This window comes from Sphingobium sp. MP9-4 (assembly GCF_005281675.1).
In the GTDB taxonomy this organism is placed as follows: domain Bacteria; phylum Pseudomonadota; class Alphaproteobacteria; order Sphingomonadales; family Sphingomonadaceae; genus Sphingobium; species Sphingobium yanoikuyae.
In genome coordinates this window covers 148320-174386 of record NZ_LUFI01000071.1, presented here as the reverse complement: position 1 = coordinate 174386, position 26067 = coordinate 148320, and the positions used below count along the sequence as shown (strand labels likewise).

Below are 26067 nucleotides of genomic sequence, written 5' to 3'. Positions count from 1 at the left end.
GGCCGCGCATCCGGCGCTGGCCGGCCCGATCGAGCAGCGCGGCTTCGTGGCCGGCGCGCCAAGGGCCAGCGCCCATGGCACGGCGGTCGCGTCCTTGATCGGCGGATATGGCAGCGTGAAGGGCGCCGCGCCGGGCACGCCGCTGCTGGTCGCCGACGTCTATGGCGACGATCCGGCCGGCGGCAGCAGCTTTGCCATCGTCCGCGCGCTGGGCTGGATGGCGGCGCGCGGCGCGAGGGTGGTGACGATCAGCCTGGTCGGGCCGGACAATCCCTTGCTGGCCGGGGCCATCCGGCTGGTGCGCGACAAGGGGGTGATGCTGGTCGCGGCAGTCGGCAATGACGGCCCGGCCGCCCCGCCCGCCTACCCCGCATCCTATCCGCAGGTGATCGCCGTAACCGGCGTCGACGGGCGGGACCGGTTGCTGCCCGAGGCCGGGCGCGCGGCCCATGTCGATTTCGCCGCGCCCGGTGCGGACATGATGGCCGCCGACATGCACGGCGGCCGGGACAAGGTGCGCGGCACATCCTTTGCGGCGCCGTTGGTGGCCGGGCGGCTGATGGCTGGCGGATCGGTCGAGGCATTGCGGCGGGAGGCGAAACCCGCCCGCGGCAAGGGCTATGGCGCCGGCATATTGTGCGGCACCTGCAGAAATAGGGATTGAATTTCCATGCCTTGCGAGAAAAATTTAGACGTTCGGGATTAAAGCGAAACGCCCCGCCGTTGTCCTGTCATCGGATCAAGATGACCAAGGAGACGGTCCATGAAGACGCAGATTATCATCGCAACCGCCTGCCTCGCGGCGCTCACCACGGCCCCCGCATCGGCCCAGTTGCTGGGCGGTGGCGGCGCATTGGGTGGTGGCGGACTGGGCGGCATGACCGGCGGCCTGGGCGGCGCGCTGGGTGGTTCGTTCGGCGGATCGGGGAGTCTGGATCGCAGCATCGACCTCGACAATGGCCGGGTCGGCGCCAGCGGCAACGGCAATGGCCGCGCCGAAGGATCGGCAACCCGTCGTGGCAAGAGCCGCTCGGCCAGCGGATCGGGATCGGCCAGCGGCAATCTGGCGGTAGATACGCTGGGCACCAGCGATGTGACCGGCGCGGCCGATACGGCGCGCAGCCGGGCGAGCGACACGGTCGGCGCCGCACGGGACCGGACGGAAAGCGGCGTCGCGACGGCGCGCGATCGGGCCAGCAGCACCGTGGCATCGGCGCGTGATCGGGCAGGCAGCACGGTCGCCTCCGCCCGCGATCGGGCGGGCTCGACGGCCAGCGGCGCACGGTCGGCGGCGGGCAATGTCGCGGGCAACGCGACCAATGCCGTCGGCAGCGCTGCCTCGATCGACGCGAGCGGGCAGGTTTCGGGCAGCGGCGAGACCCATGGCAGCACCAGCCAGCCGCAGAGCGAGGCCGCTACCCCTTCCTCTTCCGATCAGGCCACGGATTGACCCCATAACCCCGTAGCCGTCGCCTGACGGAAACGGCCGGCGATCCCCATCGGATCGCCGGCCGCATCATGTCCGCAATCGGGCGACGGGATCAGCTGGAGGCGACCACCATGGCGCGGGCGCGATCGGTCGCCGCGCGCGTGTCCCCCGCCAGTTTCTTGACTTCGGCCGCGACCACCGCAAAGCCCCGCCCGGCCTCGCCCGCCCGCGCCGCCTCGATCGTGGCGTTGAGGGCGAGGAGATTGGTCTGGTTGGCGATGCCGCTGATCGTCTCGACAATGTCGACCAGCCCGTCGACCGTGCTCTTGAGTTCCGCGCGCAATATCTTGGACGGGGTGGTGTCGGTCGCGATCTTGAGGATGCGCTCGACTCGGCCTTCGGCATTGAAGACCGGATTATAGGTGGCCTGCAGCCAGATGTCGCGGCCATGCTTGTCGAGGCGCCGATATTCGCCGGCATCGAAATCGCCCTGCGCCAGCTTGTCCCACAGGGCTGCATAGGCGGCCGAGCGCGCCTGGCCTTCATCGCAGAAGATGCGGTGATGGCGGCCGACAATCTCCCCCAGCGCATAGCCCATGGTCGCCAGGAACAGGTCATTGGCCCAGAGGATCGTGCCGTCCGGCGCAAATTCGATCACCGCCTGCGAACGGCAGATGGCGTCCCAGACGGCATCGCGGCTGTGGGGGTGAATGGCCTGGCCCATGAACATAAAACTCCTTCACCCCCGGCCTAGGCATCGATGGTAAATGGCAGCTTAATTCTATGGAAATTACATAATTTGTAACAATATGGCGGACATGGAAAAGGCCGGCGATCCCATCGGACCGCCGGCCTTTCCACCCCCTGACATGCAATCAGCGGTCGATCAGGCAACCCGCGCTTCGAGCGCCTCGACCTCATCGGGATCACGCAGCACATAGCCGCGGCCCCATACGGTTTCGATATAATTGTCGCCACCGCAGGCCAGCGCCAGCTTCTTGCGCAGCTTGCAGATGAAGACGTCGATGATCTTGAGTTCGGGCTCGTCCATGCCGCCATAGAGATGGTTGAGGAACATCTCCTTGGTGAGGGTCGTGCCCTTGCGGAGCGAGAGCAGCTCCAGCATCGCATATTCCTTGCCGGTCAGATGGACGCGGTTGCCGTCCACTTCCACGGTCTTCGCGTCGAGGTTCACCGCCAGCTTGCCGGTGCGGATGACCGACTGCGAATGGCCCTTCGAGCGGCGGACCACGGCGTGGATGCGCGCAATCAGTTCCTCGCGATGGAACGGCTTGGTGACATAATCGTCAGCGCCGAAGCCGAAAGAGCGGACCTTGCTGTCCATTTCGGCGACGCCTGACAGGATCAGCACCGGGGTCTGCACCCGTGCCGCCCGCAGCTTTTTCAGCACGTCATAGCCGTGCATGTCGGGCAGGTTCAGGTCGAGACAGATGATGTCATAGTCGTACAGCTTGCCGAGATCGAGGCCCTCTTCCCCGAGATCGGTGGTGTAGACATTGAAGCCCTCGGTCGTGAGCATAAGCTCGATCGCCTTGGCGGTGGTCGGTTCGTCCTCAATCAGCAGCACGCGCATTGGAAGCCCCTTCGTGTCGCAGGTCCGTTCACCCCACCAGAACGGTTTCTGCTCGCAATCATTAACCAAAAAACTTCTGAAGGACAAAGGTTAATTTTTCGCTAACCCGCAGGAATCCGCGAGTCGTATAAAAACGAATCTATTTACAAAGCGTTGACCCCGTAACGAAGCCCGCCGAGTCAAGCTGGATTACGGGATGAAACGAGCAAAGTCCTGCCATGGTTCCGCCTTTCGCAGGGGCGATCCGCGGCGATCACAAGGCGGAAATTTGCACTTCGTAAACCAGCCTCAGCAACCATGGTGACGGGTCAGGAAGTCGAGCAGCGCCTCCACCCGCGCCGGGCGCAGGCGCGAGGGCGGCGTCACCAGATGCAGGCCGAAGGGCGGCGGCCGCCAATCGAGCAAAATCTCCTCCAGCTCACCCGAGCGGATCGCATCGCCGACGATGAAATCGGGCAGGCGGGCGATGCCGACGCCAAGCCGCAGCGCGGGCATCATCGCCTCGCCACTGTTGACGGTGATGCGCGGGCGGACCTGCACCGTCACATTCTGCTGCCCCGGCCCGGTGAAGCGCCAGACATCGGGCGCGGTGACGTTGGAATAGCAGAGGCAGTCATGGCTGCCGAGGTCGGACGGATGGGTCGGGCGGCCGCGCTCGGCCAGATAGGCGGGCGAGGCGACGACATGCATATGGACGTCCGCCAGCCGGCGCGCGCGCAGCGAACTGTCGGGCATGTCGGCGATGCGGATGGTGGCGTCGAGGCCGAGTTCGACAATGTCGATCTTCGCATCGGACAGATGCAGGTCGACATCGACCAGCGGATTTTCCTTGGTGAACTGCGCGATCAGCGGCGCGATCCGCAGCAGGCCGAAATTCATCGGCGCACCCAGCCGCACCGTGCCGGAGAGTTCGGCGGTCTCGTCGCGCGCAGCCTCCTCCGCCGCCTGCCCTTCGGCCAGGATACGCTGGGCATGATCGGCAAGGCGCCGGCCGCTCTCGGTCAGCGCCAGGCGGCGGCTGGTGCGGCTGAACAGGCTGGTGTCGAGATGCTGCTCCAGGCGGGTCACCGCCTTGGACACGGTGGCCTTGGAGACGCTGAGCGCCTTGGCCGCGTCGGTAAAGCTGCGATGTTCGACCACGGCGGCGAACATCGCCCAGGCCTCGAAATCAGGTAGGCGCATAGGGAAACAATCCGTTTCAACACTGCTTATTCAAGAAACGAACCTGATCGCTAGATTGTCGGAAAGCAAGCCGGAAGCATCCGGCATCGCAATCGAAAGGCAGACCCTATGAGCACGACAACCGCGAGCCGCATCGAGCGCCGCCCGTTCGCGTCGCTCGGCCATGCCGACCATGGCTGGCTGAACGCACGGCACCATTTTTCCTTCGCCAATTACTATGATCCCGCCCGCATGGGCTGGGGCGCGATCCGGGTATGGAACGACGACGAGATCGGTCCGCGCTCGGGCTTCCCGCCCCATCCGCACAGCGACATGGAGATCATCACCTATGTCCGCACCGGCGCGATCACCCACCAGGACAGCCTGGGCAACAAGGGCCGCACCGAGGCGGGCGACGTCCAGGTGATGTCGGCCGGCACCGGCATCCGCCACGCCGAATATAATCTGGAGGACGAGACTACCACCCTGTTCCAGATCTGGGTCATTCCCCGTTCGGTCGGCGGATCGCCCAGCTGGGGCGCCAAGCCCTTCCCGAAGGGCGATCGCTCCGGCAAGCTGGTGGTGCTGGCCAGCGGCCATGACGAGGACAAGGAAGCGCTGCGCATCCGGGCCGACGCCCGGCTGCTGGGCGGCACGATCAAGGCCGGCGACAGCGTGACCTATGAGAGTGCCGAAGGCCGCCACCTCTATCTGGTCCCGGCGACGGGTCGGATCGAGATCGATGGCCAAACCTTCGAGGCACGGGACGGCGCCGCCATCATCGGCGGCGCGCCCATCACCATCACTGCGATCGAGGACAGCGAAATCGTCCTGGTCGACAGCGAATAGGCATGAAGCTTACGCGCCGGTTCGTTACTCCCCCTCCCCAACGAACCGGTCCGGGTCGCCCGCATGCTCCCTCCCTTGTGCGGGCGACCACCCTTTTCAACCTTTCAGTTCAGGCAAGGAGACGTGACAATGGCTAAGGTTCTGGTTCTCTATTATTCGTCCTACGGGCATATCGAAACGATGGCCAAGGCCATGGCCGAAGGCGCTGCCGCCGCCGGCGCGCAGGTCGACATCAAGCGCGTGCCCGAAACCGCGCCGCTGGAAGTCGCTAAGGCTGCCCATTTCAAGCTGGACCAGGAAGCCCCGGTCGCGACCGTCGCCGAACTGGCGGATTATGACGCGATCATCATCGGCACCGGCACCCGTTTTGGCCGCATGTCGAGCCAGATGGCTTCGTTCCTGGATCAGGCCGGCGGCCTGTGGGCGCGCGGCGCGCTCAACGGCAAGGTCGGCGGCGCCTTCACCTCGACCGCGTCGCAGCATGGCGGCCAGGAAGTCACCCTCTTCTCGATCATCACCAACCTGCTGCATTTCGGCATGACGATCGTCGGCCTGGACTATGGCTTTGCCGGTCAGATGGGCGTCGACAAGGTGCGTGGCGGTTCGCCCTATGGTGCGACCACCATGGCCGACGGCGACGGCAGCCGTCAGCCGAGCGAGGAAGAACTGGACGGCGCCCGCTATCAGGGCCGCCGGATCGCCGAAACCGCGATCAAATTGCACGGTTAATCGCAACCCGCGCCGTCTGGGGAACGCAGCCTGGCTGCGTTCTTCGGTCGCATGGGTGCGCCACCAGGTTGTAGGGAGCTGGCACGCCGGGACTGCGCGCCAGCTCCTTTTTCTTTCGAACTGGGGGCCGTTCTACTGCGTCTGCTTGCCGACCATGACGCCGCCCATGTTGAGCGTGCCGCCATTGACCGGATCGATCATCCCATAATTCCAGAGCGCAAAGAATTCCTGCGCCTGCGGGCCGGTAAACTGGCCGTTGATGCTGCCATTAGTGGTGCCAATGCCACGAATGGTCATTTCCTTTTCGAACTGTCCCGAAAAGCTGGATGAGCCGACAATGGAACTTCCGGCAAAATTCTGCGCCCCCAGTTCGTAGCGCTGCCCGCTATCGCGATCGGTTGCCACGGGGCGCATCACGCCCGACATTCGGGCCGCGGCGAAATCATAGGAGAGGCTTGCATCGCCCGTGATGACATAGGGCCGCTGCGTTGCACTGGCACTTACGGGCACAGTCGTGATCCCCTGGATGATCGCCGCATAGCTGGCCGAACCAGACCGCGGCATCGCGCCATCCGGCGTCTTGCGGCCATAGGCCAGCACAGTTTCGTTGACGTCGGACTGATACAGACTGGGAACGGGACCAACCGACCAGGTTGCAAAGCTGGTATAGGTCAGCGCAATCGTCGGGTTTCCGGCGCCCGGTTTCAGGACACGGATCTCGATCGGATGTTCGCTGGCGACCCCACCAAATGTTTCCGTCTTCGTGGTCCGATAGACGTCGAAGGACGCATTGCTGGCCGCAGCATCCCTGATCGCGTCGGTCAAGGCGACATCGCTGACCACCGCAAACTGATTGACCACCAGACTGTCGCTATCTTCCGAATAGCGCATGGTGACGGGCGGTGTCGTCAGGCTGGTGATGCGCTGCATATAGCTGTTGGTGGGCGAGGTCAGGATATATTGCGCCTGCATGCCCGTGGTTTCGAACGCCTCATTGACGCGCAGCGCATCCAGCCCGCCATTGGCCGGCAATGTTGCCAGGTCGCGCCCCAGCAGCGTGCCCAAATAGGCGCGCCCTCCTGTCGGCGTGTTCCAGCTCCAGGCCGCGCCAAGTTCCTCATGGTTGGGGCCATAAAAGCGTCCATCGAACGACCCGGCCGGGTTGCTGGGCGCACCGATCGTGAAACTGCCGCTGAAGGCATTGGATCCGGACGCGATCCTGGCGCTGGCATACCAGTTGCTGGTGTCCACCTTTCCGCCATCCGTTCCATAGGTGGAAAAATCACCATTGCCGGTCAGGCCGCCAGAGGCGAAATCAATGTTCAGCGTGCCCGCACCCTTGAGGCCCAGCGCCGTGTCGGCATAGGTGGCAATGCCGTTCAGCGATGCCACAAAAGTTGCGGTGCCGCCGAGCGGCATGGCCGAAGCCTTTGTTTCCACGCCATAGGTAAAGGCATCCGCAGTGGCGCTCACTGCGCTGTTATTTGCTGTGGTGCGTTGCCACACGGCAGCGCCGGCATATTGGAATTGCGGGCTGTCAGGCGTCCCCTTCTCGGCTGCGTTCTTACGAACGGCCAACGTGTCGGTGCGGTTACCCGATTTGTCGACATAAACGTCGAGGTCCGCATTGCTGAGCGCAGCATCCCTGCTCGATACAGCAAAATTCTGCGAACGGTCGGCGGCCGACACCGAATAGCGATTGCTCGACGCATCATAACGGAACGTCAGTGCAGATTTGGCGGCAGTCGCCGTACCTGCTCCATTTGCCGGGAAGCTGGCTGTACCAGCCACCGCATTATTGACGAAAGTTTCCGAAACAAGCGGTGCGACCAGATCCGCATTGGCGCTCGGTGTGGGTGTGGGTGTGGGCGTCGGAGTCGGAGTAGGTGCTGGCGTGGGAGTGGGCGTACTGTTCACGCCACCACCCCCGCCACATGCAGAAAGCGCCAGCATGAAGGCGATCGCGCTCGCGCCGCGAAGAGCCTGTTTCGTCATCTTCATTCCCCCGTCAGAAAACCGAACCGATGCCGAACTCGGCAGAAATTCGGCGATATTGATAGATTTCGATGGTCGAGCGATTGCGTTCCCATTTGAGCCGCGCCAGTGGCGCGAACGGACCGACCTGCAAGGCGCGTAACGTCGCCCCGATGCTCGCGCTCAGTCGATTTTCGATGCGCCGGCGTGGATAAAGAAGCAGCCGGGCATCAGCCTCCAAATGGCTGTATCCCATTGTCGCGACGAAGGTCGTGCGCCCCATTTCGCGGAAGCCATAGACGCTGCCCCCACCACTGACGAAGCTATAACCGCGATCGCGCGCTGCTTCGCGCAGGGCAAACATCTGAACGCCGCCGCCGCCCCGCGCGCTGAAGGCATGATCAAATGCCCCGGCCAGGGTGAAATCATCCGCTGTCTGCAAGGCGTTGCGCTGGTTGCGGACATGGGTAACGCCACCTTCAAGCTGAAGTTGGCTACGTTTTCCCACCGGGTGCAGCAGATTCGCGCTGCCACCATAGCCGGTCGAATAGAGACGGTCGCCATACCAGCGCCAGCTTGGCCCGGCCGCCACGGTAATACGATCCGACCCCGACAGATATTGGGGGCCGACCTGCAACGCCGCACTGATGTCGTTGAAAGAGGCATCGCGATAGAGCGAGGCGCCGACCGACGCGCGCACCAGCAGATCCGCGCCCGGTTCGGTGCCGTGGCGCCAATAGCCCTGGCCGCGCAGACTGAGCCCGACACCCGATTTTTCCTGGGCATCCTTGTCGAGCAGGAAATCGCCGATCACCGTTCCAAGCCGATCGGAACGGGTCGCGCGATTGACATTGCTGTCGGGCGCAAGGGCGAGTTCGATCGAACCGCCGAGCGTCTTCCGTGCGCTCAAGGCATTGGCATAGAAGCGCACCATCTGCTCGACCTGTGGCGGCAAGCCGGCAGCCTGTGCCGCGCGCATTTCGCGGCCGGCAGCCCGCACGTCACCGCTGGCAGCCAGCACCCTGGCCAGTTCCAAGCGCACGCGGGCGGCATGGGGTTTTACATCAAGGATATGCCGGAACTCGACCGCCGCATCGCTGTAGCGTTGCAGGTCGTCGGCCAGCATCAGCCCCAGCCGGAAGCGCGCTTCGATCCGCAACTCGGGATCGGCATCGGCGAACAGGGCGCGATAGGCCGCCTGGGCGGTTTCGAAATCGCGTGCCTGTCGCGCGGATTCGGCAACGTCGAAAATCTGTCCGGCCGACAGGATGGCAGGTGTCGATGCGCGTTCCGCATCGACATGCTGCGCACTGGCAACCGACGTCGGCACGCACAGCACCGACGCGACAAGACGCGCCGCGAATCTGATAAAATCCCCCAAGCCCCCTGAGTCCCCACTCAGCAAACCGCCGATATAAGGGCCTTTTTTAGGAGCTCAATGGAATTTTACGATCCGGCAATGTTGGCGTGACCGAACCTTGTGGATGTCATCCCAGCGTCTTGGGCGTGACCCAGACTTCGACCGGGGTGATGAACTTGCCCGGTGCGGGCTTGCCGACGACGACGCGGTCGGCGGTGACCAGTTCGCCATTTTCAAGGTTCAGCGAGACCCAGGGCTTGGGCATGCGCTCGAACTTCATCTTCTGGATGGGCTGGCCGGTGGCCGTGTTCATGATGGTGGCAATGATAGACATAGGGCGCGGCCGCTAGCGCCTGCCCCCGCCCCCTGTCCAGAGCCGGAATCGGCAAAATATTTTCAAGCCCGACGAAAAAAGTTGCTGCCCATGTCACATCGGGCGCGGCCGTCTCGTCATGTCAGCAATAGCAAGCAAAGGAGCTGTATCATGACCGACAAGATCAATCCCTATGCCGCCGCGCCGCAGCTGATGAAGAGCTGGACCGCGCTGTCCACCGCTGTCGCCGACAGCCTGGAGCCGAGCCTGATCGAACTGGTGAAGATCCGTTCGTCGCAGATCAACGGCTGCGCGAACTGCATCAACATGCACACCTATGAAGCGCGCGAGAAGGGCGAGATCGAGCAGCGCATCTACCTGCTGACCGCCTGGCGCGAGGCGCCCTGCTATACCGACCGCGAGCGCGCTGCGCTGGGCTGGACCGAGGCGCTGACCGAAATCGCCAAGGGCCACACCCATGAAGCGGCCAAGGAAGCGCTGAACTGGGAGTTCACCGAGGAGGAACAGGTGAAGCTGACCCTGATGATCAACATCATCAATGGCTGGAACCGCATCGCCGTCGGCTTCAACCTCTGGTACGACATGCCGATGAAGGCAGCAGCCTGATGGCGCGGGGGACGCAGATGGACGCGGCAGCGCGCTTCGACCCGCTGCGTCCCCGCCTGATCCGGGTCGCCTATCGCATGCTGGGATCGGTCGCCGATGCCGAGGATGTGGTGCAGGATGCCTTCATTCGCTGGATGGGCACCGACCATGGCGCGGTGCGCGAGCCCGAAGCCTTTCTCCGCCGCATCGTCACCCGGCTCTGCCTCGACCAGATGAAGTCGGCGCGGGCGCAGCGCGAAACCTATGTCGGCCCCTGGCTGCCCGAGCCGGTTGTCGAGGAAGCGGACGAGGAAGAGGATGTCACCCTACCGCTGATGCTGGCATTGGAGCGGCTGTCGCCGCTGGAGCGGGCAGCCTTCCTGTTGCATGATGTGTTCGGCCTCGCCTTTGACGAGGTGGCGAGGACCATCCGGCGCGATGCTGCCGCCTGTCGTCAGCTCGCCGCCCGCGCGCGCGATCATGTCCGCGACGCCCGCCCCCGTTTCCAGATCGAGAAACAGCGCGGGCTGGAGATTGCCGGCGCCTTCTTCGCCGCGTCGCGCAGCGGCGACATGAGCACATTGGGTGCACTGCTGGCGCAGGATGTCAGCTTCCACAGCGATGGCGGCGGCAAGCGCCCGGCCGCGATCCGCCCGGCGATCGGCCATGGCCAGGTGATGCAGGTCCACAAGGCGCTGGCAGTGCTGTTCGGCAAATATGGATCGACCCTGCTGCGCACCTGCATGGTCAACGGCCTGCCCGGCTTCGTCACGCGCGAGGCCGATGGCGAGTTGCAGACCACCGCACTGGACATAGAGGATGGCCAGGTGACCGCCATCTACATCATGCGCAACCCGGACAAGCTGCGCCATCTGCACTGAATGCTTAATCGCCGGATAAGCCCGTTCCTTGTCAAATTCGCAGCCCCCGCCGCGCCATGGCAGGATCGGGGACCGGGAGCGAAACAGAGATGGTTGGTGCGATCGGCGGCTCGAGCAATGGCTGGGGCCAGTTCAAGAAGGCGATGGAAGAATTTGCCGAAAAGGTTCGGCAGGCGAACCAGAATAGCGGCAGCACGACAGCGAAAGTGACAGAGGCGAGCACACCGGCGGCCACCACGCCGGTTGCGGCCAGCGAGCCGGTCGCCAGCGTCCAGCCGGCGGTCGAAACGACACCAACTGCCGCAGCGACCGCGCCGGCGCCGGCGATCGCAAGCGAATCCGCCGCCGTCGTCAGCGATAGCGTTGCCCTGTCAGCTTCGCTGTCACCCCTGACCTATAGCGCGCCCACGCCAGCGCCGCGATCGCAGGCCGTCGCGGCACCGGAAACCACGCTGGACACGCAATTGTCCGACGCGGGCTATTATGCGTCGCCAGCGGCATCGGCCGTCGCCGACCCGGTCGCTCCCGCCCAGCAGGAGGATGCCGCCGCGCTGAGCCAGGCGCAGATGATCGCCCAGGCCGCCTACGCCCTGGTCGCCCGCGCCGGCGAGGATCATCGGCTGTCGCTGATCCAGCAGGGCTGACGCCCCGCGCCGTCAGCGCGCCAGATAGCCGCCATCGACCGGATAATAGGTTCCGGTCATGAAGGAAGCGCGATCGGACAGGAGGAAGCTGGTCATGGCAGCGATCTCCTCCGGGCGCGCCAGCCTGTCGAACGCATGCAGGCCGGCGAGGACCGCCCGTTCCGCATCGGTCATGGTCTTGCCGAGTGCCGGGGTTTCGACAAAGCCCGGCCCGACCGCATTCACCCTGATACCCTGGGCGGCATAGTCGAGCGCGGCGGTCTTGGTCATGCCGACGACCGCATGCTTGGACGTCACATAGGCGGCGGAACCGGCCCAGCCGACCGCGCCCAGGATCGAGGCCATGTTGACGATCGCGCCGCCACCGGATTTCAGCATCGCCGGGATCTGATATTTCATGCCGTAGAAGACGCTGTGCAGATCGACGCCGACAACCCGGTGCCAGTCATCGATGGCGATGTCGGCCAGCGGCGTGGACGGCGCGCCGATCCCGGCATTGTTGACCGCCAGATGCAGTCCGCCGAAGGTTTCGACGGCGAAGTCGACACTGGCGCTGACCGCCTGTGCATCGCTGACATCGACCTTGAAGGCGCGCGCCCGATCCTCGCCACAGGATTGCGCGAGACGCTGCGCCCCCGCTTCGTCGAAATCGGCGATGACGACCTTCGCGCCTTCCGCCAGCAAATCCTTCACCACCGCTTCGCCGATGCCCGATGCACCGCCGGTGACGATCGCGACCCGATCCTGAAACAACGCCATTCCAACTGCTCCTTGATTATCGCCGCCGGGCGACGGCATGACCGATGGGAAATAAACTCGACTCAAAGTATCCGGTTCCGTATCCTTTTATGCCGGAGCCGAATGGAAGGAAAGCAGGGATGGCCGCCGACACCAGCCAGCGGGCTGACGGATCAGGGAGCGACGGATCGGCGCGGCCGACCGGCCGGCCATCGCGCGAGGCGGCCGAACAGATTGAAGCGACGATGCTGGATGCGGCATTGGCGACCTTCATCGAGGCCGGTTTCCAGGGGGCCAGCATGGAAGCCATCGCCCGCCGCGCCGGCGTGACCAAGCGCACCCTCTATCGCCGCGCGCGGACCAAGTCGGACCTGTTCGTCGAGGTGGTCGAGCGCCTAGCCCGCCAGTCGGGCATGCCCAATCTGGCGCGGGTCGAGGCCGGCCCGCTGGAACAGCGTTTACAGGCGGCGGGCGAGATTTTGCTCGGCTGGCTGCTCAATCCCCATGCGATCGCGCTGTATCGCATGATCGTGGCCGAGGCTGCGCGTCAGCCGGGGCTGGCGCTCAGCGTCGATGGCCCGTTCCAGCGCGCCAGCACGGCGATCGCGGCCATCCTGGCCGAGGATGGCGCCCGGCCGGCAGAGACGGTCAGGATGGGCGCGGACATGTTCGTGCGGCTGGTCGCCGGCGAAGCGCTGGACCGGGCGGCGCAAGGGATCGAGCCGGCTGGCGTTTCAGACCGAACGCATGCGCGCGCCATGGCGGCCATCGCCTTCTTCCTGGCGGGCTGGCGATCCTGGCCAGCGTCGGCGCCGTCCTTGCCCTAGAGCATCCAGCGGCTGAGGCGCGGGAACAGGCGGATGAAGTGCCACAGGGCAAGGGGCGCCAGCAGCGCGAGCGCGAGCAGCCAGGGCCTGGCCAGATAGGGCGTGCCATAATGGATGATCGCGACGTGCAGATACATGATGACCAGTGACGCCCGGCCAAGCGCGGCGAGCGGGGCGGAGACTGGCGCGAGCCGCGCCGAGAGGCGGAAGAGCAGCAGCGACGTCGCGATGCCGGACGCGATCGAGAGCAGCGGCCAGCCATAGTCGGCCGCCTTCATGTTGAGGGTCGGCAGCCAGCCGGCCAGCCCTGCCAGCGCGAGCAGGCCGAGCGGCGCGATCCAGAGATTGCGCCAGTGCAATCGGGGCCAGAGCGCGCCGACCCAGAGCAGGATCATCGCCATCGGCACGCTCAGCAGGCCGAGCGGCGAGGCCGGCGTCATCCAGCCCAGCCCCTCCGCCAGCACCAGCAGTCCCGGCATCAGGATCAGCCAGCGCCGGTCGCGCGGATCGGGCCAGCGGTTGAGCGCGAGGTTGAACAGGATGCGCGCCAGCATCAGGCAGGGCACGAACCAGAAGATGGTATAGGGGCCGCGCAGCCAATAGCCGCCGAGCAGGATCGGCAGCAGATCGCGCGGCCATTGGTGGAAGATCGGCAGATTGCCCTTGGCCGGTTCGATGATATGATCCGCCAGGATCAGCAGCGCGAGGAAGATGGCATAGGGGCGCATCTGGCCGAGCAACTGGCGCCGGGTGAAGGCGCCGACCGGATGCGGGCGCGAGAGCATCCCCGACAGCAGGAAGAAGAGCGGCATGTGGAAGCTGTACATGGCGTCGCGCAAGGGCCCACGCGTCCAGACATGGCCGAACACCACGGCGATGATGCCGATGCCGCGCGCGACATCGACCCAGTCGAGCCGCTGCGGCGCATGTTGATAGGCAAGGCCCCTATTCTCCATCGGTTCCACGCCCTATAGGATGCGGCGTGGGCGTCAATCGCCCAGCCAGATTACCCGGACGCCAGATTTCCCGATCGGATTGATATTTGACCCTGCTTAGCGACAAAGTGCTGTTCATCGATGGCGAGGCCATCATCCTCGACAAGCCCGCCGGCCTGCCGGTCGACGCGCCGCGCGACGGATCGATCAGCCTTGAAAACCACCTCGCCTCGCTGACCTTCGGCTTTCAGCGCTGGCCGCTGGCGGTCCACCGGCTGGACCGCGACACCAGCGGCTGCCTGCTGCTCGCGCGCAACCCCAAGGCGCACAAGCGCTTTGCCGCCGCGTTCGAGGCCGGCACGGTCGAGAAGCGCTATGTCGCGGTGCTGGAGGGCGTGCCCGAGGCGGACGAAGGCACGATCGCCCTGTCGCTCAAGAAGGTGAGCACGCCGAGCCAGGGCTGGCGCATGATCGCGGCGAAGGCGGGCAAGCCCGCCGTCACCCATTGGCGCAAGCTGGCGGTGAAGGACGGCCGCGCGCTGATCGCCTTCACGCCCGAGACCGGCCGCACCCACCAGATCCGCGTCCATGCCCAGCATGGGCTGGGCTTCGGCATCGTCGGCGACCCGGTCTATGGCGACGGAAAGGGCGCGATGCTGCTGCACAGCCGCTTCCTGAGCGTGCCGCGCGGCGACAACAAGCCGCCGGCGCAGGCGACCGCGCCGCTGCCGCAGAGCTTCGTCGATGCAGGTTTCGGCCCCGAGATATTGGAGGAGGCCGGGCTGTAAGCCCCGGCCCTGCGCCATGGTCGCCATCCCGGTCACCCGCTCCATCGCGATCGACAGCGACGAGATTGTCGAGAGCTTCGCGCGCGCGTCGGGGCCGGGCGGCCAGCATGTGAACACCACCGACAGCGCGGTGATGCTGCGCTTCGACGTCGCCGCCTCGCCAGGGCTGCCCGATGTAGTGAAGCAGCGGCTGGCGGACCTGGCCGGATCGCGCATGACCCGCGAGGGCGTGCTGATCCTGCGCAGCGAGGGCGCGCGATCGCAGCTGCTCAACCGGCAGGAGGTGCGCGAGCGGCTGTTCGCGCTGATCCGCGAGGCGACGATCGTGCCCAAGAAGCGGCGCCCGACCAAGCCGACCAAGGCATCGCAGAAGCGCCGCGTCGACGGCAAGGTCAAGCGCGCCGCCGTGAAACAGGGACGCGGCCGGGTCAGGATGGACTGAATCTAGCGGCCATTTACGAATTAACCATCATTGCCTTGCTAGGAAGGGCTGAGCGCAGGACTGCGTTCCCAGCTTCCCGAGGATGCCATGCCGGCCGAACGCCCTATTCTTCTGCCACCGCGCCCCTGGAACTGGTTCATGTGGGTTGCCGCCACCTTCTTGGGCGCCTTCCTGATCCTCTCGGATTTGCGCCAACTTGACGGCCTGCACCTGCCCGAAGCCCGACTTCTGATCGGCCGCGATTTCCTCAATGTCTGGTCCGGCGGAACGCTCGCACTGACCGACCAGCTTGAGCGTCTCTATGATTTTCAGTCCTATATGGACTGGCAGGCCGGGCTTTTCGGCCCGCTGGAGATGCTGAACTACTCCTATCCTCCGCATAGCCTGTTCCTGGCGATACCCTTTGCGCTGTTTCCCTATCCGGTTGCGCTCGCCCTGTGGACGGGCCTTGGCGCCATCTTCTTTGCCTGGGCGGCCCGTCCCTACATACCGGCCGGCCTGTCCTCCTGGCTTGCGCTGCTGACGCCGGCGGCGATCGTCAATATCTGGGTCGGCCATTATGGGTTCGTCATTGGCGGCCTGTGGCTGCTGTTCTTCGCCCAGTTGCGCCATGCGCCGGTCCGCGCCGGCCTTGTCGCCGGGCTGCTGACGCTCAAGCCCCATCTGGGCCTGCTGATTGCCCTGACGCTGGTCCATCGCAGGGCCTTCCGGGCGATAGGCGCGGCACTCGCCGTCACCCTGGGGCTGATCGGGCTGAGCGGCTTGGCGTTCGGCTTCGATCTCTGGCCCACCTGGCTGACGGATACCTCTGCCCTCCAAACCCGGATCATGACCGCCGAAGGCGAGAAATTCTATTTCTTCATGATGACATCGGCCTATGTCGCGCTGCGCGCGGGGCCTTATTGGCTGCCGCTGCTGGCCCAGACCCTGTTTGCGGGCAGCGCGCTCTACATGGTCTGGCGCGCGCGTCACTGCACCGTCCATCAACTGGCCTTCATCACGGCCACCGCGACGGCCCTGATCACCCCCTATATCTTCAACTATGACCTGACGGTTTGCTGCCTTGGCTTCGCGATCCTGCTTTATGGCCAATGGCACGCGCTTCATCGCAAAGAGCGGATCATCCTGTGGATGGCCTTTGCCGCGCCCTTGCTGGTGATGGCGTGGAACCTCATTGCACCGATCGCCCTGCTTGCCGGCCTTGTCGTCCAGATACGCTGCTACACGGGCATATCCTATGCAGATCTGCTGTTGCCGGCCCCTCTCAAGCGGCGATTGATCGATAAACCCCTCCCGACATCCTAGCCTCTGGCCGAGCGGTGCGGGCCATCCTATATGCGTGCCCATGTATGATTTCGCCCCCGCTGCCGACGCCAACAAGGCGACGCTTTACGCCGATCTTCTGTCCGCTGCCGACGCGCTAACCCGCGACGAACCCGATGCTGTCGCCAATATGGCGAACCTGTCGGCGCTGATCTGGCAGTTCCTGCCCGACCTCAACTGGGCGGGCTTCTATCGCATGGTCGAGGATGAGCTGGTGCTGGGGCCTTTTCAGGGCAAGGCGGCCTGCATCCGCATCCCGCTGGGCCGCGGCGTGTGCGGCACCGCCGCGCAGACGCGCGAGACGCAGTTGGTGGCCGATGTCCATGCCTTCCCCGGCCATATTGCCTGCGACGCGGCGAGTGCGTCCGAGATCGTCGTGCCGGTGGTGCATGACGGCCGGCTGATCGGCGTGCTGGACCTGGACAGCCCCCGCCCCGCCCGGTTCGACAGTGCCGACCAGCAGGGGCTGGAAGCGCTGGTCGCGCGGGTCGCCGGCCGCATCGGCTGATCGCCGCCCTGCCCCGTTCCGGGACAGGATTTCATAAGCCGAACATGGCGTTGCACGGATCGTCATGCTAATTTCCGCGTTAGCATGATGACCGTGCGGGCGGCCCGACGCCCCTGCAGGAACAGGGAGCATGATGATGGCCGCGCGCTTATTCTTCGCCAGCAGCGCCATGGCGCTGATCGCCAGCCTTGCAGGGCCGGTTGCCGCGCAGGCACCGGTCGCATCCGGCACGAGCGTGGTCCGTACCACCACCACGGCGACGACAACGACCGCCACTGCCCATCGCTGGGGGCCGCGCTATGACGGGCGCTGGTATGCCGGCTGGGCCGCGCCGGGCGGCTGGCAAAGCTATCAGCGGCCACGCGTGGGCTTTGCCCTGCCCGCCTACTGGGTCCATCCGCGCTTCTTCATCGCCAATTATGGCGCCTATGGCCTGCCGGCGCCGACCACCGGCTATGGCTGGTCGCGCTATTATGACGATGCGGTGATGACCGACCAATATGGCCGGGTGCGCGACGTGCGCAGCGGCATCGACTGGTCGCGTTATGAAGGCGGCTATGAAGAGGGAGCGCCGCAGCCGGCCGTCATCGCCAGTTCCGGTGGCGAGGCCGGCTATAGCGCGCCCGACGACATGGTGACCTATAGCCCCGCGCCACAGCCCGCACCACAGCCCGCCCCGTCCAGCCGCCCCGGCGTGGACTATGATGCGCCCGCCTATGCCAGCAGCGCCGTCAGCCCGAGCGCGTCGACGGTGACGACTGTTGCGGCGGCTCCGACGCCTCCGCCAGCATCGGTGGCGGCGACGAGCGGCACGCACTGGTCGAACCAGCCGGCGACCACGACCGTCGTGTCGGCCGCTCCGCCGGTGCCCGGCCTGCCGCCGGGCGGCTATATTTCGGGCGGCTTCTATTATCCACCGCCGCTGGTGACGACCATCATCATCAATCCCGACGGCACGACCCAGGCGACCACCCGCTATGCGACCGAGGCGACGCCGCGCTGAACCGTCCGGAACCGCGACCATGGGTTGGTGCGTTGACGGGCGGGATCAGGCGACGGGAGGGGCGTTATGCTGCATCATGTATCGGTGGGCACCAATGATGTGGCGCGGGCGCGGGCCTTCTACGACCCGCTGATGGCGCTGCTGGGCTATCGCAGCCTGCGCGACCATCCCCATTCGCTCGACTATGGCGTGACCGACGTGGTGTTCAGCGTCGAGACACCGGTCGATGGCGCGCCCGCGAGCGCCGGCAACGGCATCCATATCTGCTTCGTCGCGGCCGATCGCGGCGCGGTCGACGGATTTCATCGACTGGCGCTGGAGCTGGGCGGCAGCGATGCCGGGCCGCCGGGCGTGCGGCCGCAATATGACGATCATTATTATGGCGCCTTCGTGCGCGATCCCGATGGCAACAAGATAGAGGCGGTCACTTTTTCGGCGCGATAGGCGCCGCGCCGCGCGCAGCCAGGACCGGTGCGGCGGGCTGTGGCCGGCCATAATGATAGCCCTGCGCGATATGGCAGCCATGCTGGAGCAGCAAAGCGGCCTGTTCGGCGGTCTCCACGCCCTCGGCCACCACCTCCATGCGGAAGCTGCTGCCCAGCTTGATGACGGCGTCGACGATGGCGGCGTCGCCCGCATCGCTGTCGACATGGCTGACGAAGCTGCGGTCGATCTTCAGCACATTGACCGGATATTGCTTGAGGTGGCTGAGCGAGGCGAAGCCGGTGCCAAAATCGTCGAGGGCGATACGCACCCCGCCCCGCGCGAACCGATCAAGCGCGCGCGCGACCTGATCGGCGCCGCGACCAAGGAAGACCGACTCGGTCACTTCGATCTCGAAATTCTGTGCCGGCACGCCATGCTGATCCAGTCGAGCGAGGACATGATCGGCAAAATCGGCCTGAAGCAGATCCGCCGCCGAGGCGTTGACGGCCACCCGGCCGGGATCGAAGCCCATCCGGAGCCAGGCCGCCATGTCGTGCAGCACCGCGTCGAGCATGAGGTCGGTCAGGCGGATGGCCAGTTCGCCATGCTCGAAGGCGGCGGCGATGGTAGCGGGCGCCTGCACCCCGAGCCGGGGATGCTGCCAGCGCAGCAACGCCTCATAACCCAGCACCTGCCCGCTGCGCATGTCGACCTTGGGCTGATAATAGGGTTCGACCAGCCGCTCGGCGATCACCTGGCGCGCCATGTGGATCATCGAACTGCGCTGCTGCGCGTCGGCGCGCAACTGGGAATGGAACATGGTGAGCCGGCTGCGGCCGCTCGCCTTCGATGCATAGAGCGCCAGGTCGGCCGCCTTGAACAGTTCATGCGCATCGTCACCATGCTCGCCGAACACGGCGCCACCGACGCTGACCCCGGCTTCGAGCAATTGCCCCTGATAGGCGAAGGGCACCCGCATCTTGTCCAATATCGCCTGGCTGCAGGCCTGCACGGTCGCACTATCCACCAGCGAGGCGGCGATCAGGCCGAACTCGTCCCCACCCAGGCGACCGACCACCGCATCGACCGGCGCCGCCGCGGCCAGCCGCTCGGCAAAGCCGCAGAGCAGCGCATCGCCCGCGTCATGGCCGAGCGAATCGTTGATCCGCTTGAGGTCATCGATGTCGAACAGCATCAGGCCGAAGCCCGCGCCGGTCGGGCGCGCCTGATCCGCCAGTTCCTCCAGCACGCCCTGCCACAATGTCCGGTTGGGCAGCCGCGTCATCGGATCATGGGTGGCGGCCCAGCGGATACGTTCTTCCGCATCGTGCTGTTCGGTGACGTCAAGGAAGGTGACGATGATCCGCCGCAACTGGCCGACTTCCGTGCGCGTCGCCCAGCCGGTGCTGCGGATCCAGCGCAGCGCGCCATTGTCGGCGCGATGGACGCGCAGGGTCGCCTCGAAATGCGGCGGCAGGACATTGGCGGCGACGCCGTCCATCATCGCTTTGAGCTTGTGGCGATCATCGGGATGGACGAGCGACAGGGCCAGTTCCGTGGTCGCCGGCGCATCCGCCGTCAGGCCCAGCATCGCCCGGAATTCCGCCGACCAGCTGCGCTGGCCCGAACGGGCGTCATAGTCCCAGATGCCGAGCCGCGCCGATTGCACCGCGAGGCGGAAATGCTCCTCGCTCTCGGCCACCGCCTGCTGCGCCAGCTTCTGATTATGGATATCCTCCAGCGTGCCATACCAGCGGATGATCGCGCCCTTGCCATCGCGCCGGGCGGCCGCGCGGGCGCGCATCCAGCGATAGCTGCCGTCGCGCAGGCGCAGGCGATAATCGACATCGACCGGATCGCCCGACTGGAGCCGTTCGCGCCACAACGTCAGGGTCCGGTCCATGTCGTCGGGATGCAGGGCGTTGATCCAGCCGGCGCCCATCGCCTGTTCGGGCGAGCTGCCGGTCAGATCGCGCCAGCGCGGCCCGACCTCCTCGATCGCGCCATCGGGCGTGGCGGTCCAGGGAACCTGGGGGCTGAGTTCTACCGACCAGCGATGATGTTCGCGACTTTCCGCCAGTGCGGTTTCCAGCAATTCAGCCTGTTTGTCGCGACGATCATGCATATCCTCGACCGTTCCATACCAGCGCCATGCCCCTGCGGGCATTGCCTGCCGCGTCATGCGGAGCAGGCACCAGCGGCTTGCGCCATCTGCGCAACGCAGGCGAACGACCAGCGGTTCCGGCTGCGACGACGCGGCAGCGGCCCGTATGATGATCCCGATATCGACCGAATCAAAGCCCTTGCGCCAGCCATGGCGCATCAGCCCCATGCGAAGCCCCCCGCCCCGCACCTCGCCCTCGACCCAGTAGGTCAGCAGCCGACCGCGATAATCCGCGAACCAGTGAATGACGGGTGGGCGTACATACTTGATCTTGGCTGATAATGTCCTGTGCGCGATGTTAGCGCCGGACGGCATATGGGCCGCTGGCCCGCCAAGTTCGCGGGCGCCATCGGCAAAGCGCCGATCAGCGAAGCGATCCATCGCCCATCCCCGATTGCCGTGCCGCCCTGTTCGTCATGGCAGCGATGATGCAGGAAAAGCTTAAACAAGCCTGCACGTAACCGGAATGATCGAGAATCTGTAATTTACAGAAACTGCGCCGTCAGCGGCGCAAGATGGCGGCCAGTTCGACCGGCAGCGGCGGCTCGTCCCGCGGCATGACGACACGGATCGCCTGCGCCTGCTCCTCCGGATCGAAGCGGACCCAGCCGGCGCGGCTGAGCTTTTCGAGCGGGCGGTAGCGGATCTTGTACTGCATCCGCTGCGAGCCATCGACCCAATAGCCCAGATACACATAGGCCAGGCCCGCGCGGGCGGCGCGCTGGATATGATCCATGATGATGAAGTTGCCGAGGCCCGGACGATCTTCCAGTTCGGTGTCGAAGAAGCTGTAGATCATCGACAGGCCGTCGCCCTGGCGATCGGTCAGGCAGGCGCCGACCAGCTTGCCGGGGCGGCCATCCTCGCCGGGCAGGCGATATTCGACGACATGGCTTTCGACCGGGGTCTGTTCGACCATGTCGGCAAAGTCCATCTCGTCCATTTCGGTCATGCCGCCGCCGGGATGCCGCGCGCGCAGATAGCGCTGGAGCAATTCGAACTGCTCCTCGGTCGACCAGGGCTTGCAGGCGGTGACGACGAGGTCGCTGTTGCGGCGGATCAGCTTGCGCTGGGTCGCGTTGGGCTTGAATTCCTGCGCGACGACGCGCACCGACACGCAGGCCGAGCAATCGGCGCAGCTGGGACGATAGGCGACATTCTGGCTGCGGCGAAAGCCGATACGGCCGAGCGCATCATTGAGTTCCGAGGCATTGTCGCCATTGAGTTCGGTGAAGACCTTCCGCTCGCTCTTGCCCGGCAGATAGGGGCAAGGGCTGGGGATCGTCACGAAGAAACGCGGAAAGCGGAATGGTGCGCTCATGCCTCTCCCCCCGATTCAGTCATGCGAATTTGCCTTTTCATGGTCGGACTATGCCGTCCCGGCCCAACCATGAAAAGGTCATTTACCACGAAATTTTTACCGATGGTTAAGCATGTCCCAAAATCAGGCAACCTCGATCGGCGCGACCTCATAACCCGCCGCGCCCAGCGCCGCGATCAGCCGCTGGAGGTGAGCGCCATCGCGGGTTTCGCACTCGACGTCGAGGCTGAGCCCCTTGGCCGGCAGATTGGTGAAGATGCGCTGGTGCGACAGTTCCAGGATGTTGACCGCTTCCTGGTCGAAGATGCGGGCGACATGGAACAGCGCGCCGGGCCGATCCTGTAGGATGATACGCAGGCGGGCGAGACGTCCCGAACGGGCGAGATCGCGCAGCAGCACATTGGCGAGCAGGCGGGTGTCGATATTGCCGCCGGTCAGGATCAGGCCGACATTGCGACCGGCAAACTGCTCGCGATAGCTGAGCAGTGCGGCGAGGCCGGCCGCGCCGGCCCCCTCCACCACCGTCTTCTCGATCTGGAGCAGCAGGCTGACCGCCTCCTCCAGCCGGCGTTCGGTGACCAGCAGCACATCGTCGGCCAGACGCTCGACGAAGCGACGGGTGAGCTCGCCCGGCTGCTTCACCGCAATACCCTCGGCCAGCGTGTCGCCGTCGCAGGCGAGGTCCGCGCCCTTTATGAAGTCATACATCGACGGATAGAGTTCCGCCTGCACGCCGATCAGGCGGATGTCCGGCTTCATCGCGCGCGCCGCGGTGGCGATGCCCGAGAAGAGGCCGCCGCCGCCGATCGGTATGATCAGCGTGTCGATCTGCGGCGCATCCTCCAGCATTTCCAGACCGACCGTGCCCTGGCCGGCGATGATGTCGGGCTCGTCGAACGGATGGATGAAGGTCAGGCCCTGCTCCACCTCCAGCTTGCGGGCATGGGCATAGGCGTCGTCGAACTTCTCGCCATATTGGACGACGGTGGCGCCATGGCCCTGGGTCTGGGTGACCTTCACGATCGGCGTGGTGGTCGGCATGACGATGGTGACGGGCACGCCAAGGCGCTTGCCATGATAGGCAAGACCCTGCGCATGGTTGCCGGCAGAGGCGCCGATCACGCCCTTGGCCTTGGCCGCTTCATCGAGTTGCAGCAGACGATTGAGCGCGCCGCGTTCCTTGTAGGCGGCAGTGAACTGGAGATTTTCGAACTTCAGATAGACGTTGCAGCCAAGCATTTGCGAGAAGGTCTGGCTAATGAGCGTCGGCGTCTTGACGATCGACCCGGAAATGCGTGTCCGGGCCGCAAGGATGTCATCGACGGTGACGGGCAGCGGCAGGGCGCCCTCTATCTTGCTCAGCGTGTTCATGGCGCAGCGCCCTAACGCAAAATTGCCGGTGAAGAAACTGGCACTTGCCGAAAACTGGCCCTATGGCTTGGTTGCACGCACGAAATGTACGAGGCTTATGGCTAATATCGCGTTTATCGGCCTGGGGGTCATGGGCGGCCCGATCGCGGGGCATCTGGCCAAGGCGGGGCATCATCTGACCGTCTACAATCGATCGATCGGCAAGGCCAAGAGCTGGGCCGAGGCCTATGGCGGCGAAGTCGCGATCAGTCCGGCCAAGGCCGCCGAGGAGGCCGACATCGTCATCAGTTGCGTCGGCACCGACGATGACCTGAGCCAGATCACGCTGGGGCGCGAAGGCGCGTTCCGCACGATGAAGCCGGGCGGCCTGTTCATCGACCATACGACCGTTTCAGCGCGCATTGCCCGGCAATTGTCCGTCGAGGGCGAGAGCCTGGGCCTGCACTGCGTCGATGCGCCGGTGTCGGGCGGTCAGGCGGGCGCCGAAAATGGCCGGCTGTCGATCATGTGCGGCGGGTCCGCCCCGGCAGTGGCGGCCGCGACGATCGTGATGCAGGCCTATGCCGCGCGCATCGTCCATGTCGGCAAGGCCGGCGCGGGCCAGACGACGAAGATGGTGAACCAGATCTGCATCGGCGGCGTTCTGCAGGGCCTGGCCGAAGCGATGCGCTTTGCCCAGGCGGCGGAACTCGACCTGGACAAGGTGTTCGAGGCGATTTCGGGGGGCGCAGCGCAAAGCTGGCAGATGGATAATAGATGGAAGACGATGGCGCAGGACAGTTTCGATTTCGGATTTGCGGTGGACTGGATGCGCAAGGATCTGGGGCTGGCGCTGGAGGAAGCGCGGGCCAATGGCGCGACCCTGCCGGTGACGGCGATGGTCGATCAATATTACGCCGACGTGCAGGCGATGGGCGGCCATCGGCAGGATACCAGCGCGCTGGTGCGGCGGATCACCCGCGCATGAGGAAGATAATGCTGGCGGCGATTGCCGCGCTTGCTTTGCCCATGCCCGCTTATGCATCGGGCGTGATCGACAATGTGAACGGCATCGCCATCGGACCGGATGGCAAGATCGTCCATTTCGGCGCGCTGATGATCGACGATGAGGGCAAGGTCGAGAAGCTGATCCAGGGCCGCTATCAGGAGCCCGAGTACAAGCCCAAGAAGCCCAAGCGCGGCCAGCCCTGGCCCGAGCGGCCGAAAGGCCCGAGCTTCAAGCTGGACGCAGGCGGCAAGACGCTGATCCCCGGCCTGATCGACGCGCATGGCCATGTCATGGGGCTTGGCCTTTCGCTGATCACGCTGGACCTGTCCGACACGAAATCGCTGGCCGAGGCACAGGCGAAGATCCGCGCCTATGCGCAGGAGAATACCGGCCGCAAATGGATCATCGGCACCGGCTGGAACCAGGAGACATGGGGGCTGGGCCGGTTCCCGACCGCAGCCGAACTGGACGCGGCCGTGGGCGATATTCCGGTCTGGCTGGAGCGGATCGACGGCCATGCCGGCTGGGCCAACAGCGCCGCGATCCGCGCGGCCGGCGTCAGCGCCGCGACCAAGGCGCCGGCTGGTGGCCGGATCGAGATGGCAGCGGGCAAGCCGGCGGGCGTGTTCGTCGACAAGGCGATGGACCTGATCCAGAAGGTCGTGCCCGCCCCTGCCCCCAAGGATCGCGACAATGCGCTGGAAAAGGCGCAGCGCGCGCTGCTGGCGGTGGGGATCACCGGCATTGCCGACATGGGCACCAGCATCGAGGATTGGCAGGCCTTCCGCCGGTCGGCCGATCGCGGCGCGCTGCGCGTGCGGATCATGTCCTATGCCTATGGCCTCGACAATATGGTGCTGATCGCCGGGCCGGAACCCACGCCCTGGCTGTATGACGATCATCTGCGCATGGGCGGGATCAAGCTGCTGCTGGACGGCGCATTGGGGTCACGCGGCGCCTGGCTGAAGGCGGGCTATAGCGATGCGCCGGGCCAGCGCGGCCTGCCGATGATCCCGTCGACGCAGCTGCGCAACATCATGAGCCGGGCGGCGATGGACAATTTCCAGGTTGCGGTCCACGCGATCGGCGACGCCGCCAATGGCGAGATACTCGACGCGATCCAGGAAATGTCGGACACCTATAGCGGCGACCGGCGCTGGCGCGTCGAACATGCCCAGATCATCGATCCGGCCGACCTGCCGCGCTTTGCCCGCTATGGCACGATCGCGTCGATGCAGCCGGTGCATGAAACGTCGGACTGGCGCATGGCGACGGCGCGGCTGGGCGAGGCCCGGCTGAAGGGCGCCTATGCCTGGAAGGCGATGCTGGACAATAAGGTGCCGCTGGCATTCGGTTCGGACGTGCCGGTCGAAAGCCCCAATCCCTTCCCCGGCATTGCCGCCGCCATGTCGCGACAGGACGCCAGGGGCGAGCCGGCCGGTGGCTGGATGCCCGAGCAGAAGGTGAGCTTCGAGGCGGCGCTGGACGGCTTTACCCGGCAGGCGGCCTTTGCCGGCTTTGCCGAGAAGAAATTCGGCAGCCTGGTGCCGGGGCAGCGGGCGGACTTCCTGCTGATCGACCGCAATATCGAGACGGCCAGCCCGACCGACATTCGCGGTACGCAGGTGCTGGAAACCTGGATCAACGGCAAGCGGGTCTATGTGAAGGGGCAGTGATGCCCCTCACTTGCCCT

27 protein-coding genes are annotated in these 26067 nt (G+C 65.4%); 16 read left to right on the top strand and 11 right to left on the bottom strand.

Annotated elements, in window-relative coordinates; translation table 11 throughout:
• On the top strand, window positions 1–664 hold a 664-nt coding region (locus A0U87_RS21790; protein WP_170978446.1), incomplete at its 5' end, for a S8 family serine peptidase.
• Between the two features lie 99 nt (window positions 665–763).
• On the top strand, window positions 764–1450 hold the full coding sequence (locus A0U87_RS21785; RefSeq protein WP_122928097.1) for a hypothetical protein: 687 nt from the start codon (window positions 764–766) through the stop codon (window positions 1448–1450).
• Window positions 1451–1541: 91 nt separating this feature from the next.
• Here A0U87_RS21785 and A0U87_RS27060 read toward each other — a convergent pair whose 3' ends face one another.
• The 3 genes from A0U87_RS27060 to A0U87_RS21770 all read right to left on the bottom strand — a co-directional run bounded on the left by A0U87_RS27060 (window position 1542) and on the right by A0U87_RS21770 (window position 4205).
• On the bottom strand, window positions 1542–2159 hold the full coding sequence (locus A0U87_RS27060) for a methyl-accepting chemotaxis protein (RefSeq protein ID WP_048936942.1): 618 nt from the start codon (window positions 2157–2159) through the stop codon (window positions 1542–1544).
• A gap of 156 nt (window positions 2160–2315) precedes the next feature.
• On the bottom strand, window positions 2316–3023 hold the full coding sequence (locus A0U87_RS21775; protein WP_004212203.1) for a response regulator transcription factor: 708 nt from the start codon (window positions 3021–3023) through the stop codon (window positions 2316–2318).
• A gap of 288 nt (window positions 3024–3311) precedes the next feature.
• Complete coding sequence (locus tag A0U87_RS21770; protein WP_029548055.1) at window positions 3312–4205, bottom strand: LysR family transcriptional regulator; 894 nt, start codon at window positions 4203–4205, stop codon at window positions 3312–3314.
• Between the two features lie 108 nt (window positions 4206–4313).
• Here A0U87_RS21770 and A0U87_RS21765 point away from each other — a divergent pair, with 108 nt between their 5' ends.
• Both A0U87_RS21765 and wrbA read left to right on the top strand, forming a co-directional pair.
• Window positions 4314–5033, top strand: a complete 720-nt coding sequence (locus A0U87_RS21765) for a pirin family protein (RefSeq protein ID WP_048936943.1) — start codon at window positions 4314–4316, stop codon at window positions 5031–5033.
• A 129-nt stretch (window positions 5034–5162) separates the two neighbouring features.
• Window positions 5163–5762: an NAD(P)H:quinone oxidoreductase gene (gene wrbA, locus A0U87_RS21760; RefSeq protein WP_048936944.1), complete on the top strand. Its 600-nt coding sequence runs from the start codon at window positions 5163–5165 to the stop codon at window positions 5760–5762.
• A gap of 132 nt (window positions 5763–5894) precedes the next feature.
• Here the strand turns inward: wrbA and A0U87_RS21755 are convergent, their stop codons facing one another.
• The 3 genes from A0U87_RS21755 to A0U87_RS21745 form a co-directional block, all read right to left on the bottom strand.
• A complete protein-coding gene (locus A0U87_RS21755; protein ID WP_159078613.1) occupies window positions 5895–7757 on the bottom strand; it encodes a hypothetical protein in 1863 nt (620 codons plus the stop codon).
• Window positions 7758–7770: 13 nt separating this feature from the next.
• The gene (locus tag A0U87_RS21750) at window positions 7771–9117 is read right to left on the bottom strand and encodes a surface lipoprotein assembly modifier (protein ID WP_137405987.1); all 1347 of its coding nucleotides are present in this window, start codon (window positions 9115–9117) and stop codon (window positions 7771–7773) included.
• Between the two features lie 106 nt (window positions 9118–9223).
• Window positions 9224–9430, bottom strand: a complete 207-nt coding sequence (locus tag A0U87_RS21745) for a hypothetical protein (RefSeq protein WP_010339971.1) — start codon at window positions 9428–9430, stop codon at window positions 9224–9226.
• 150 nt (window positions 9431–9580) lie between these two features.
• On the opposite strand from A0U87_RS21745, the gene A0U87_RS21740 reads away from it, so the two are divergent.
• From A0U87_RS21740 to A0U87_RS21730, 3 genes are all read left to right on the top strand, one after another.
• On the top strand, window positions 9581–10036 hold the full coding sequence (locus A0U87_RS21740) for a carboxymuconolactone decarboxylase family protein (RefSeq protein WP_048936947.1): 456 nt from the start codon (window positions 9581–9583) through the stop codon (window positions 10034–10036).
• Window positions 10036–10896, top strand: a complete 861-nt coding sequence (locus A0U87_RS21735; protein ID WP_048936948.1) for a sigma-70 family RNA polymerase sigma factor — start codon at window positions 10036–10038, stop codon at window positions 10894–10896. Before A0U87_RS21740 ends, A0U87_RS21735 begins: the two co-directional genes overlap by 1 nt.
• A gap of 89 nt (window positions 10897–10985) precedes the next feature.
• Window positions 10986–11540 carry a hypothetical protein gene (locus tag A0U87_RS21730; protein ID WP_137405986.1) on the top strand — a complete coding sequence of 185 codons (555 nt, stop codon included), beginning with the start codon at window positions 10986–10988 and terminating at the stop codon, window positions 11538–11540.
• Window positions 11541–11552: 12 nt separating this feature from the next.
• On the opposite strand, the gene A0U87_RS21725 is transcribed toward A0U87_RS21730, so the two are convergent.
• Window positions 11553–12299, bottom strand: a complete 747-nt coding sequence (locus A0U87_RS21725; protein ID WP_048936950.1) for an SDR family NAD(P)-dependent oxidoreductase — start codon at window positions 12297–12299, stop codon at window positions 11553–11555.
• A 119-nt stretch (window positions 12300–12418) separates the two neighbouring features.
• Here A0U87_RS21725 and A0U87_RS21720 point away from each other — a divergent pair, with 119 nt between their 5' ends.
• Entirely contained in the window at window positions 12419–13105 is a 687-nt protein-coding gene (locus tag A0U87_RS21720) for a TetR/AcrR family transcriptional regulator (RefSeq protein WP_122928098.1), read from the top strand.
• On the opposite strand, the gene A0U87_RS21715 is transcribed toward A0U87_RS21720, so the two are convergent.
• Window positions 13102–14061, bottom strand: a complete 960-nt coding sequence (locus A0U87_RS21715) for an acyltransferase family protein (protein ID WP_048936952.1) — start codon at window positions 14059–14061, stop codon at window positions 13102–13104. The genes A0U87_RS21720 and A0U87_RS21715 overlap by 4 nt on opposite strands.
• Window positions 14062–14147: 86 nt before the next feature.
• Here A0U87_RS21715 and A0U87_RS21710 point away from each other — a divergent pair, with 86 nt between their 5' ends.
• The 6 genes from A0U87_RS21710 to A0U87_RS21685 all read left to right on the top strand — a co-directional run bounded on the left by A0U87_RS21710 (window position 14148) and on the right by A0U87_RS21685 (window position 18548).
• Complete coding sequence (locus tag A0U87_RS21710) at window positions 14148–14828, top strand: RNA pseudouridine synthase (protein ID WP_048936953.1); 681 nt, start codon at window positions 14148–14150, stop codon at window positions 14826–14828.
• Window positions 14829–14844: 16 nt separating this feature from the next.
• The gene (gene arfB, locus A0U87_RS21705) at window positions 14845–15270 is read left to right on the top strand and encodes an alternative ribosome rescue aminoacyl-tRNA hydrolase ArfB (RefSeq protein WP_048936954.1); all 426 of its coding nucleotides are present in this window, start codon (window positions 14845–14847) and stop codon (window positions 15268–15270) included.
• A gap of 87 nt (window positions 15271–15357) precedes the next feature.
• On the top strand, window positions 15358–16575 hold the full coding sequence (locus tag A0U87_RS21700; RefSeq protein ID WP_048936955.1) for a glycosyltransferase family 87 protein: 1218 nt from the start codon (window positions 15358–15360) through the stop codon (window positions 16573–16575).
• Between the two features lie 40 nt (window positions 16576–16615).
• Complete coding sequence (locus tag A0U87_RS21695; protein ID WP_048936956.1) at window positions 16616–17101, top strand: GAF domain-containing protein; 486 nt, start codon at window positions 16616–16618, stop codon at window positions 17099–17101.
• Between the two features lie 130 nt (window positions 17102–17231).
• Entirely contained in the window at window positions 17232–18104 is an 873-nt protein-coding gene (locus tag A0U87_RS21690; RefSeq protein WP_048936957.1) for an RcnB family protein, read from the top strand.
• Between the two features lie 66 nt (window positions 18105–18170).
• A complete protein-coding gene (locus A0U87_RS21685) occupies window positions 18171–18548 on the top strand; it encodes a VOC family protein (protein ID WP_004212180.1) in 378 nt (125 codons plus the stop codon).
• Here A0U87_RS21685 and A0U87_RS21680 read toward each other — a convergent pair.
• The 3 genes from A0U87_RS21680 to A0U87_RS21670 form a co-directional block, all read right to left on the bottom strand.
• Complete coding sequence (locus A0U87_RS21680; protein WP_137405985.1) at window positions 18529–21075, bottom strand: GGDEF domain-containing phosphodiesterase; 2547 nt, start codon at window positions 21073–21075, stop codon at window positions 18529–18531. The genes A0U87_RS21685 and A0U87_RS21680 overlap by 20 nt on opposite strands.
• Before the next feature lie 121 nt (window positions 21076–21196).
• Window positions 21197–22015: an arginyltransferase gene (locus A0U87_RS21675; protein ID WP_048936959.1), complete on the bottom strand. Its 819-nt coding sequence runs from the start codon at window positions 22013–22015 to the stop codon at window positions 21197–21199.
• Window positions 22016–22138: 123 nt separating this feature from the next.
• Entirely contained in the window at window positions 22139–23386 is a 1248-nt protein-coding gene (locus A0U87_RS21670) for a threonine ammonia-lyase (protein WP_048936960.1), read from the bottom strand.
• Between the two features lie 97 nt (window positions 23387–23483).
• On the opposite strand from A0U87_RS21670, the gene A0U87_RS21665 reads away from it, so the two are divergent.
• Together A0U87_RS21665 and A0U87_RS21660 are read left to right on the top strand one after the other, a co-directional pair.
• The gene (locus tag A0U87_RS21665) at window positions 23484–24353 is read left to right on the top strand and encodes an NAD(P)-dependent oxidoreductase (RefSeq protein ID WP_010339958.1); all 870 of its coding nucleotides are present in this window, start codon (window positions 23484–23486) and stop codon (window positions 24351–24353) included.
• Window positions 24354–24361: 8 nt separating this feature from the next.
• Window positions 24362–26050: an amidohydrolase gene (locus A0U87_RS21660; protein WP_048936961.1), complete on the top strand. Its 1689-nt coding sequence runs from the start codon at window positions 24362–24364 to the stop codon at window positions 26048–26050.
• Window positions 26051–26067 lie beyond the last annotated feature (17 nt).

What these genes read in the sequence shown, in the direction of transcription:
- A0U87_RS21785 (WP_122928097.1), top strand. Translation starts at nt 764, where the DNA reads ATGAAGACGCAGATTATCATCGCAACCGCCTGCCTCGCGGCGCTCACC.
- A0U87_RS27060 (WP_048936942.1), bottom strand. Translation starts at nt 2,159, where the DNA reads ATGTTCATGGGCCAGGCCATTCACCCCCACAGCCGCGATGCCGTCTGG.
- A0U87_RS21775 (WP_004212203.1), bottom strand. Translation starts at nt 3,023, where the DNA reads ATGCGCGTGCTGCTGATTGAGGACGAACCGACCACCGCCAAGGCGATC.
- A0U87_RS21770 (WP_029548055.1), bottom strand. Translation starts at nt 4,205, where the DNA reads ATGCGCCTACCTGATTTCGAGGCCTGGGCGATGTTCGCCGCCGTGGTC.
- A0U87_RS21765 (WP_048936943.1), top strand. Translation starts at nt 4,314, where the DNA reads ATGAGCACGACAACCGCGAGCCGCATCGAGCGCCGCCCGTTCGCGTCG.
- wrbA (WP_048936944.1), top strand. Translation starts at nt 5,163, where the DNA reads ATGGCTAAGGTTCTGGTTCTCTATTATTCGTCCTACGGGCATATCGAA.
- A0U87_RS21755 (WP_159078613.1), bottom strand. Translation starts at nt 7,757, where the DNA reads ATGACGAAACAGGCTCTTCGCGGCGCGAGCGCGATCGCCTTCATGCTG.
- A0U87_RS21745 (WP_010339971.1), bottom strand. Translation starts at nt 9,430, where the DNA reads ATGTCTATCATTGCCACCATCATGAACACGGCCACCGGCCAGCCCATC.
- A0U87_RS21740 (WP_048936947.1), top strand. Translation starts at nt 9,581, where the DNA reads ATGACCGACAAGATCAATCCCTATGCCGCCGCGCCGCAGCTGATGAAG.
- A0U87_RS21735 (WP_048936948.1), top strand. Translation starts at nt 10,036, where the DNA reads ATGGCGCGGGGGACGCAGATGGACGCGGCAGCGCGCTTCGACCCGCTG.
- A0U87_RS21730 (WP_137405986.1), top strand. Translation starts at nt 10,986, where the DNA reads ATGGTTGGTGCGATCGGCGGCTCGAGCAATGGCTGGGGCCAGTTCAAG.
- A0U87_RS21725 (WP_048936950.1), bottom strand. Translation starts at nt 12,299, where the DNA reads ATGGCGTTGTTTCAGGATCGGGTCGCGATCGTCACCGGCGGTGCATCG.
- A0U87_RS21720 (WP_122928098.1), top strand. Translation starts at nt 12,419, where the DNA reads ATGGCCGCCGACACCAGCCAGCGGGCTGACGGATCAGGGAGCGACGGA.
- A0U87_RS21715 (WP_048936952.1), bottom strand. Translation starts at nt 14,061, where the DNA reads ATGGAGAATAGGGGCCTTGCCTATCAACATGCGCCGCAGCGGCTCGAC.
- arfB (WP_048936954.1), top strand. Translation starts at nt 14,845, where the DNA reads ATGGTCGCCATCCCGGTCACCCGCTCCATCGCGATCGACAGCGACGAG.
- A0U87_RS21700 (WP_048936955.1), top strand. Translation starts at nt 15,358, where the DNA reads ATGCCGGCCGAACGCCCTATTCTTCTGCCACCGCGCCCCTGGAACTGG.
- A0U87_RS21695 (WP_048936956.1), top strand. Translation starts at nt 16,616, where the DNA reads ATGTATGATTTCGCCCCCGCTGCCGACGCCAACAAGGCGACGCTTTAC.
- A0U87_RS21690 (WP_048936957.1), top strand. Translation starts at nt 17,232, where the DNA reads ATGATGATGGCCGCGCGCTTATTCTTCGCCAGCAGCGCCATGGCGCTG.
- A0U87_RS21685 (WP_004212180.1), top strand. Translation starts at nt 18,171, where the DNA reads ATGCTGCATCATGTATCGGTGGGCACCAATGATGTGGCGCGGGCGCGG.
- A0U87_RS21680 (WP_137405985.1), bottom strand. Translation starts at nt 21,075, where the DNA reads ATGGATCGCTTCGCTGATCGGCGCTTTGCCGATGGCGCCCGCGAACTT.
- A0U87_RS21675 (WP_048936959.1), bottom strand. Translation starts at nt 22,015, where the DNA reads ATGAGCGCACCATTCCGCTTTCCGCGTTTCTTCGTGACGATCCCCAGC.
- A0U87_RS21670 (WP_048936960.1), bottom strand. Translation starts at nt 23,386, where the DNA reads ATGAACACGCTGAGCAAGATAGAGGGCGCCCTGCCGCTGCCCGTCACC.
- A0U87_RS21665 (WP_010339958.1), top strand. Translation starts at nt 23,484, where the DNA reads ATGGCTAATATCGCGTTTATCGGCCTGGGGGTCATGGGCGGCCCGATC.
- A0U87_RS21660 (WP_048936961.1), top strand. Translation starts at nt 24,362, where the DNA reads ATGCTGGCGGCGATTGCCGCGCTTGCTTTGCCCATGCCCGCTTATGCA.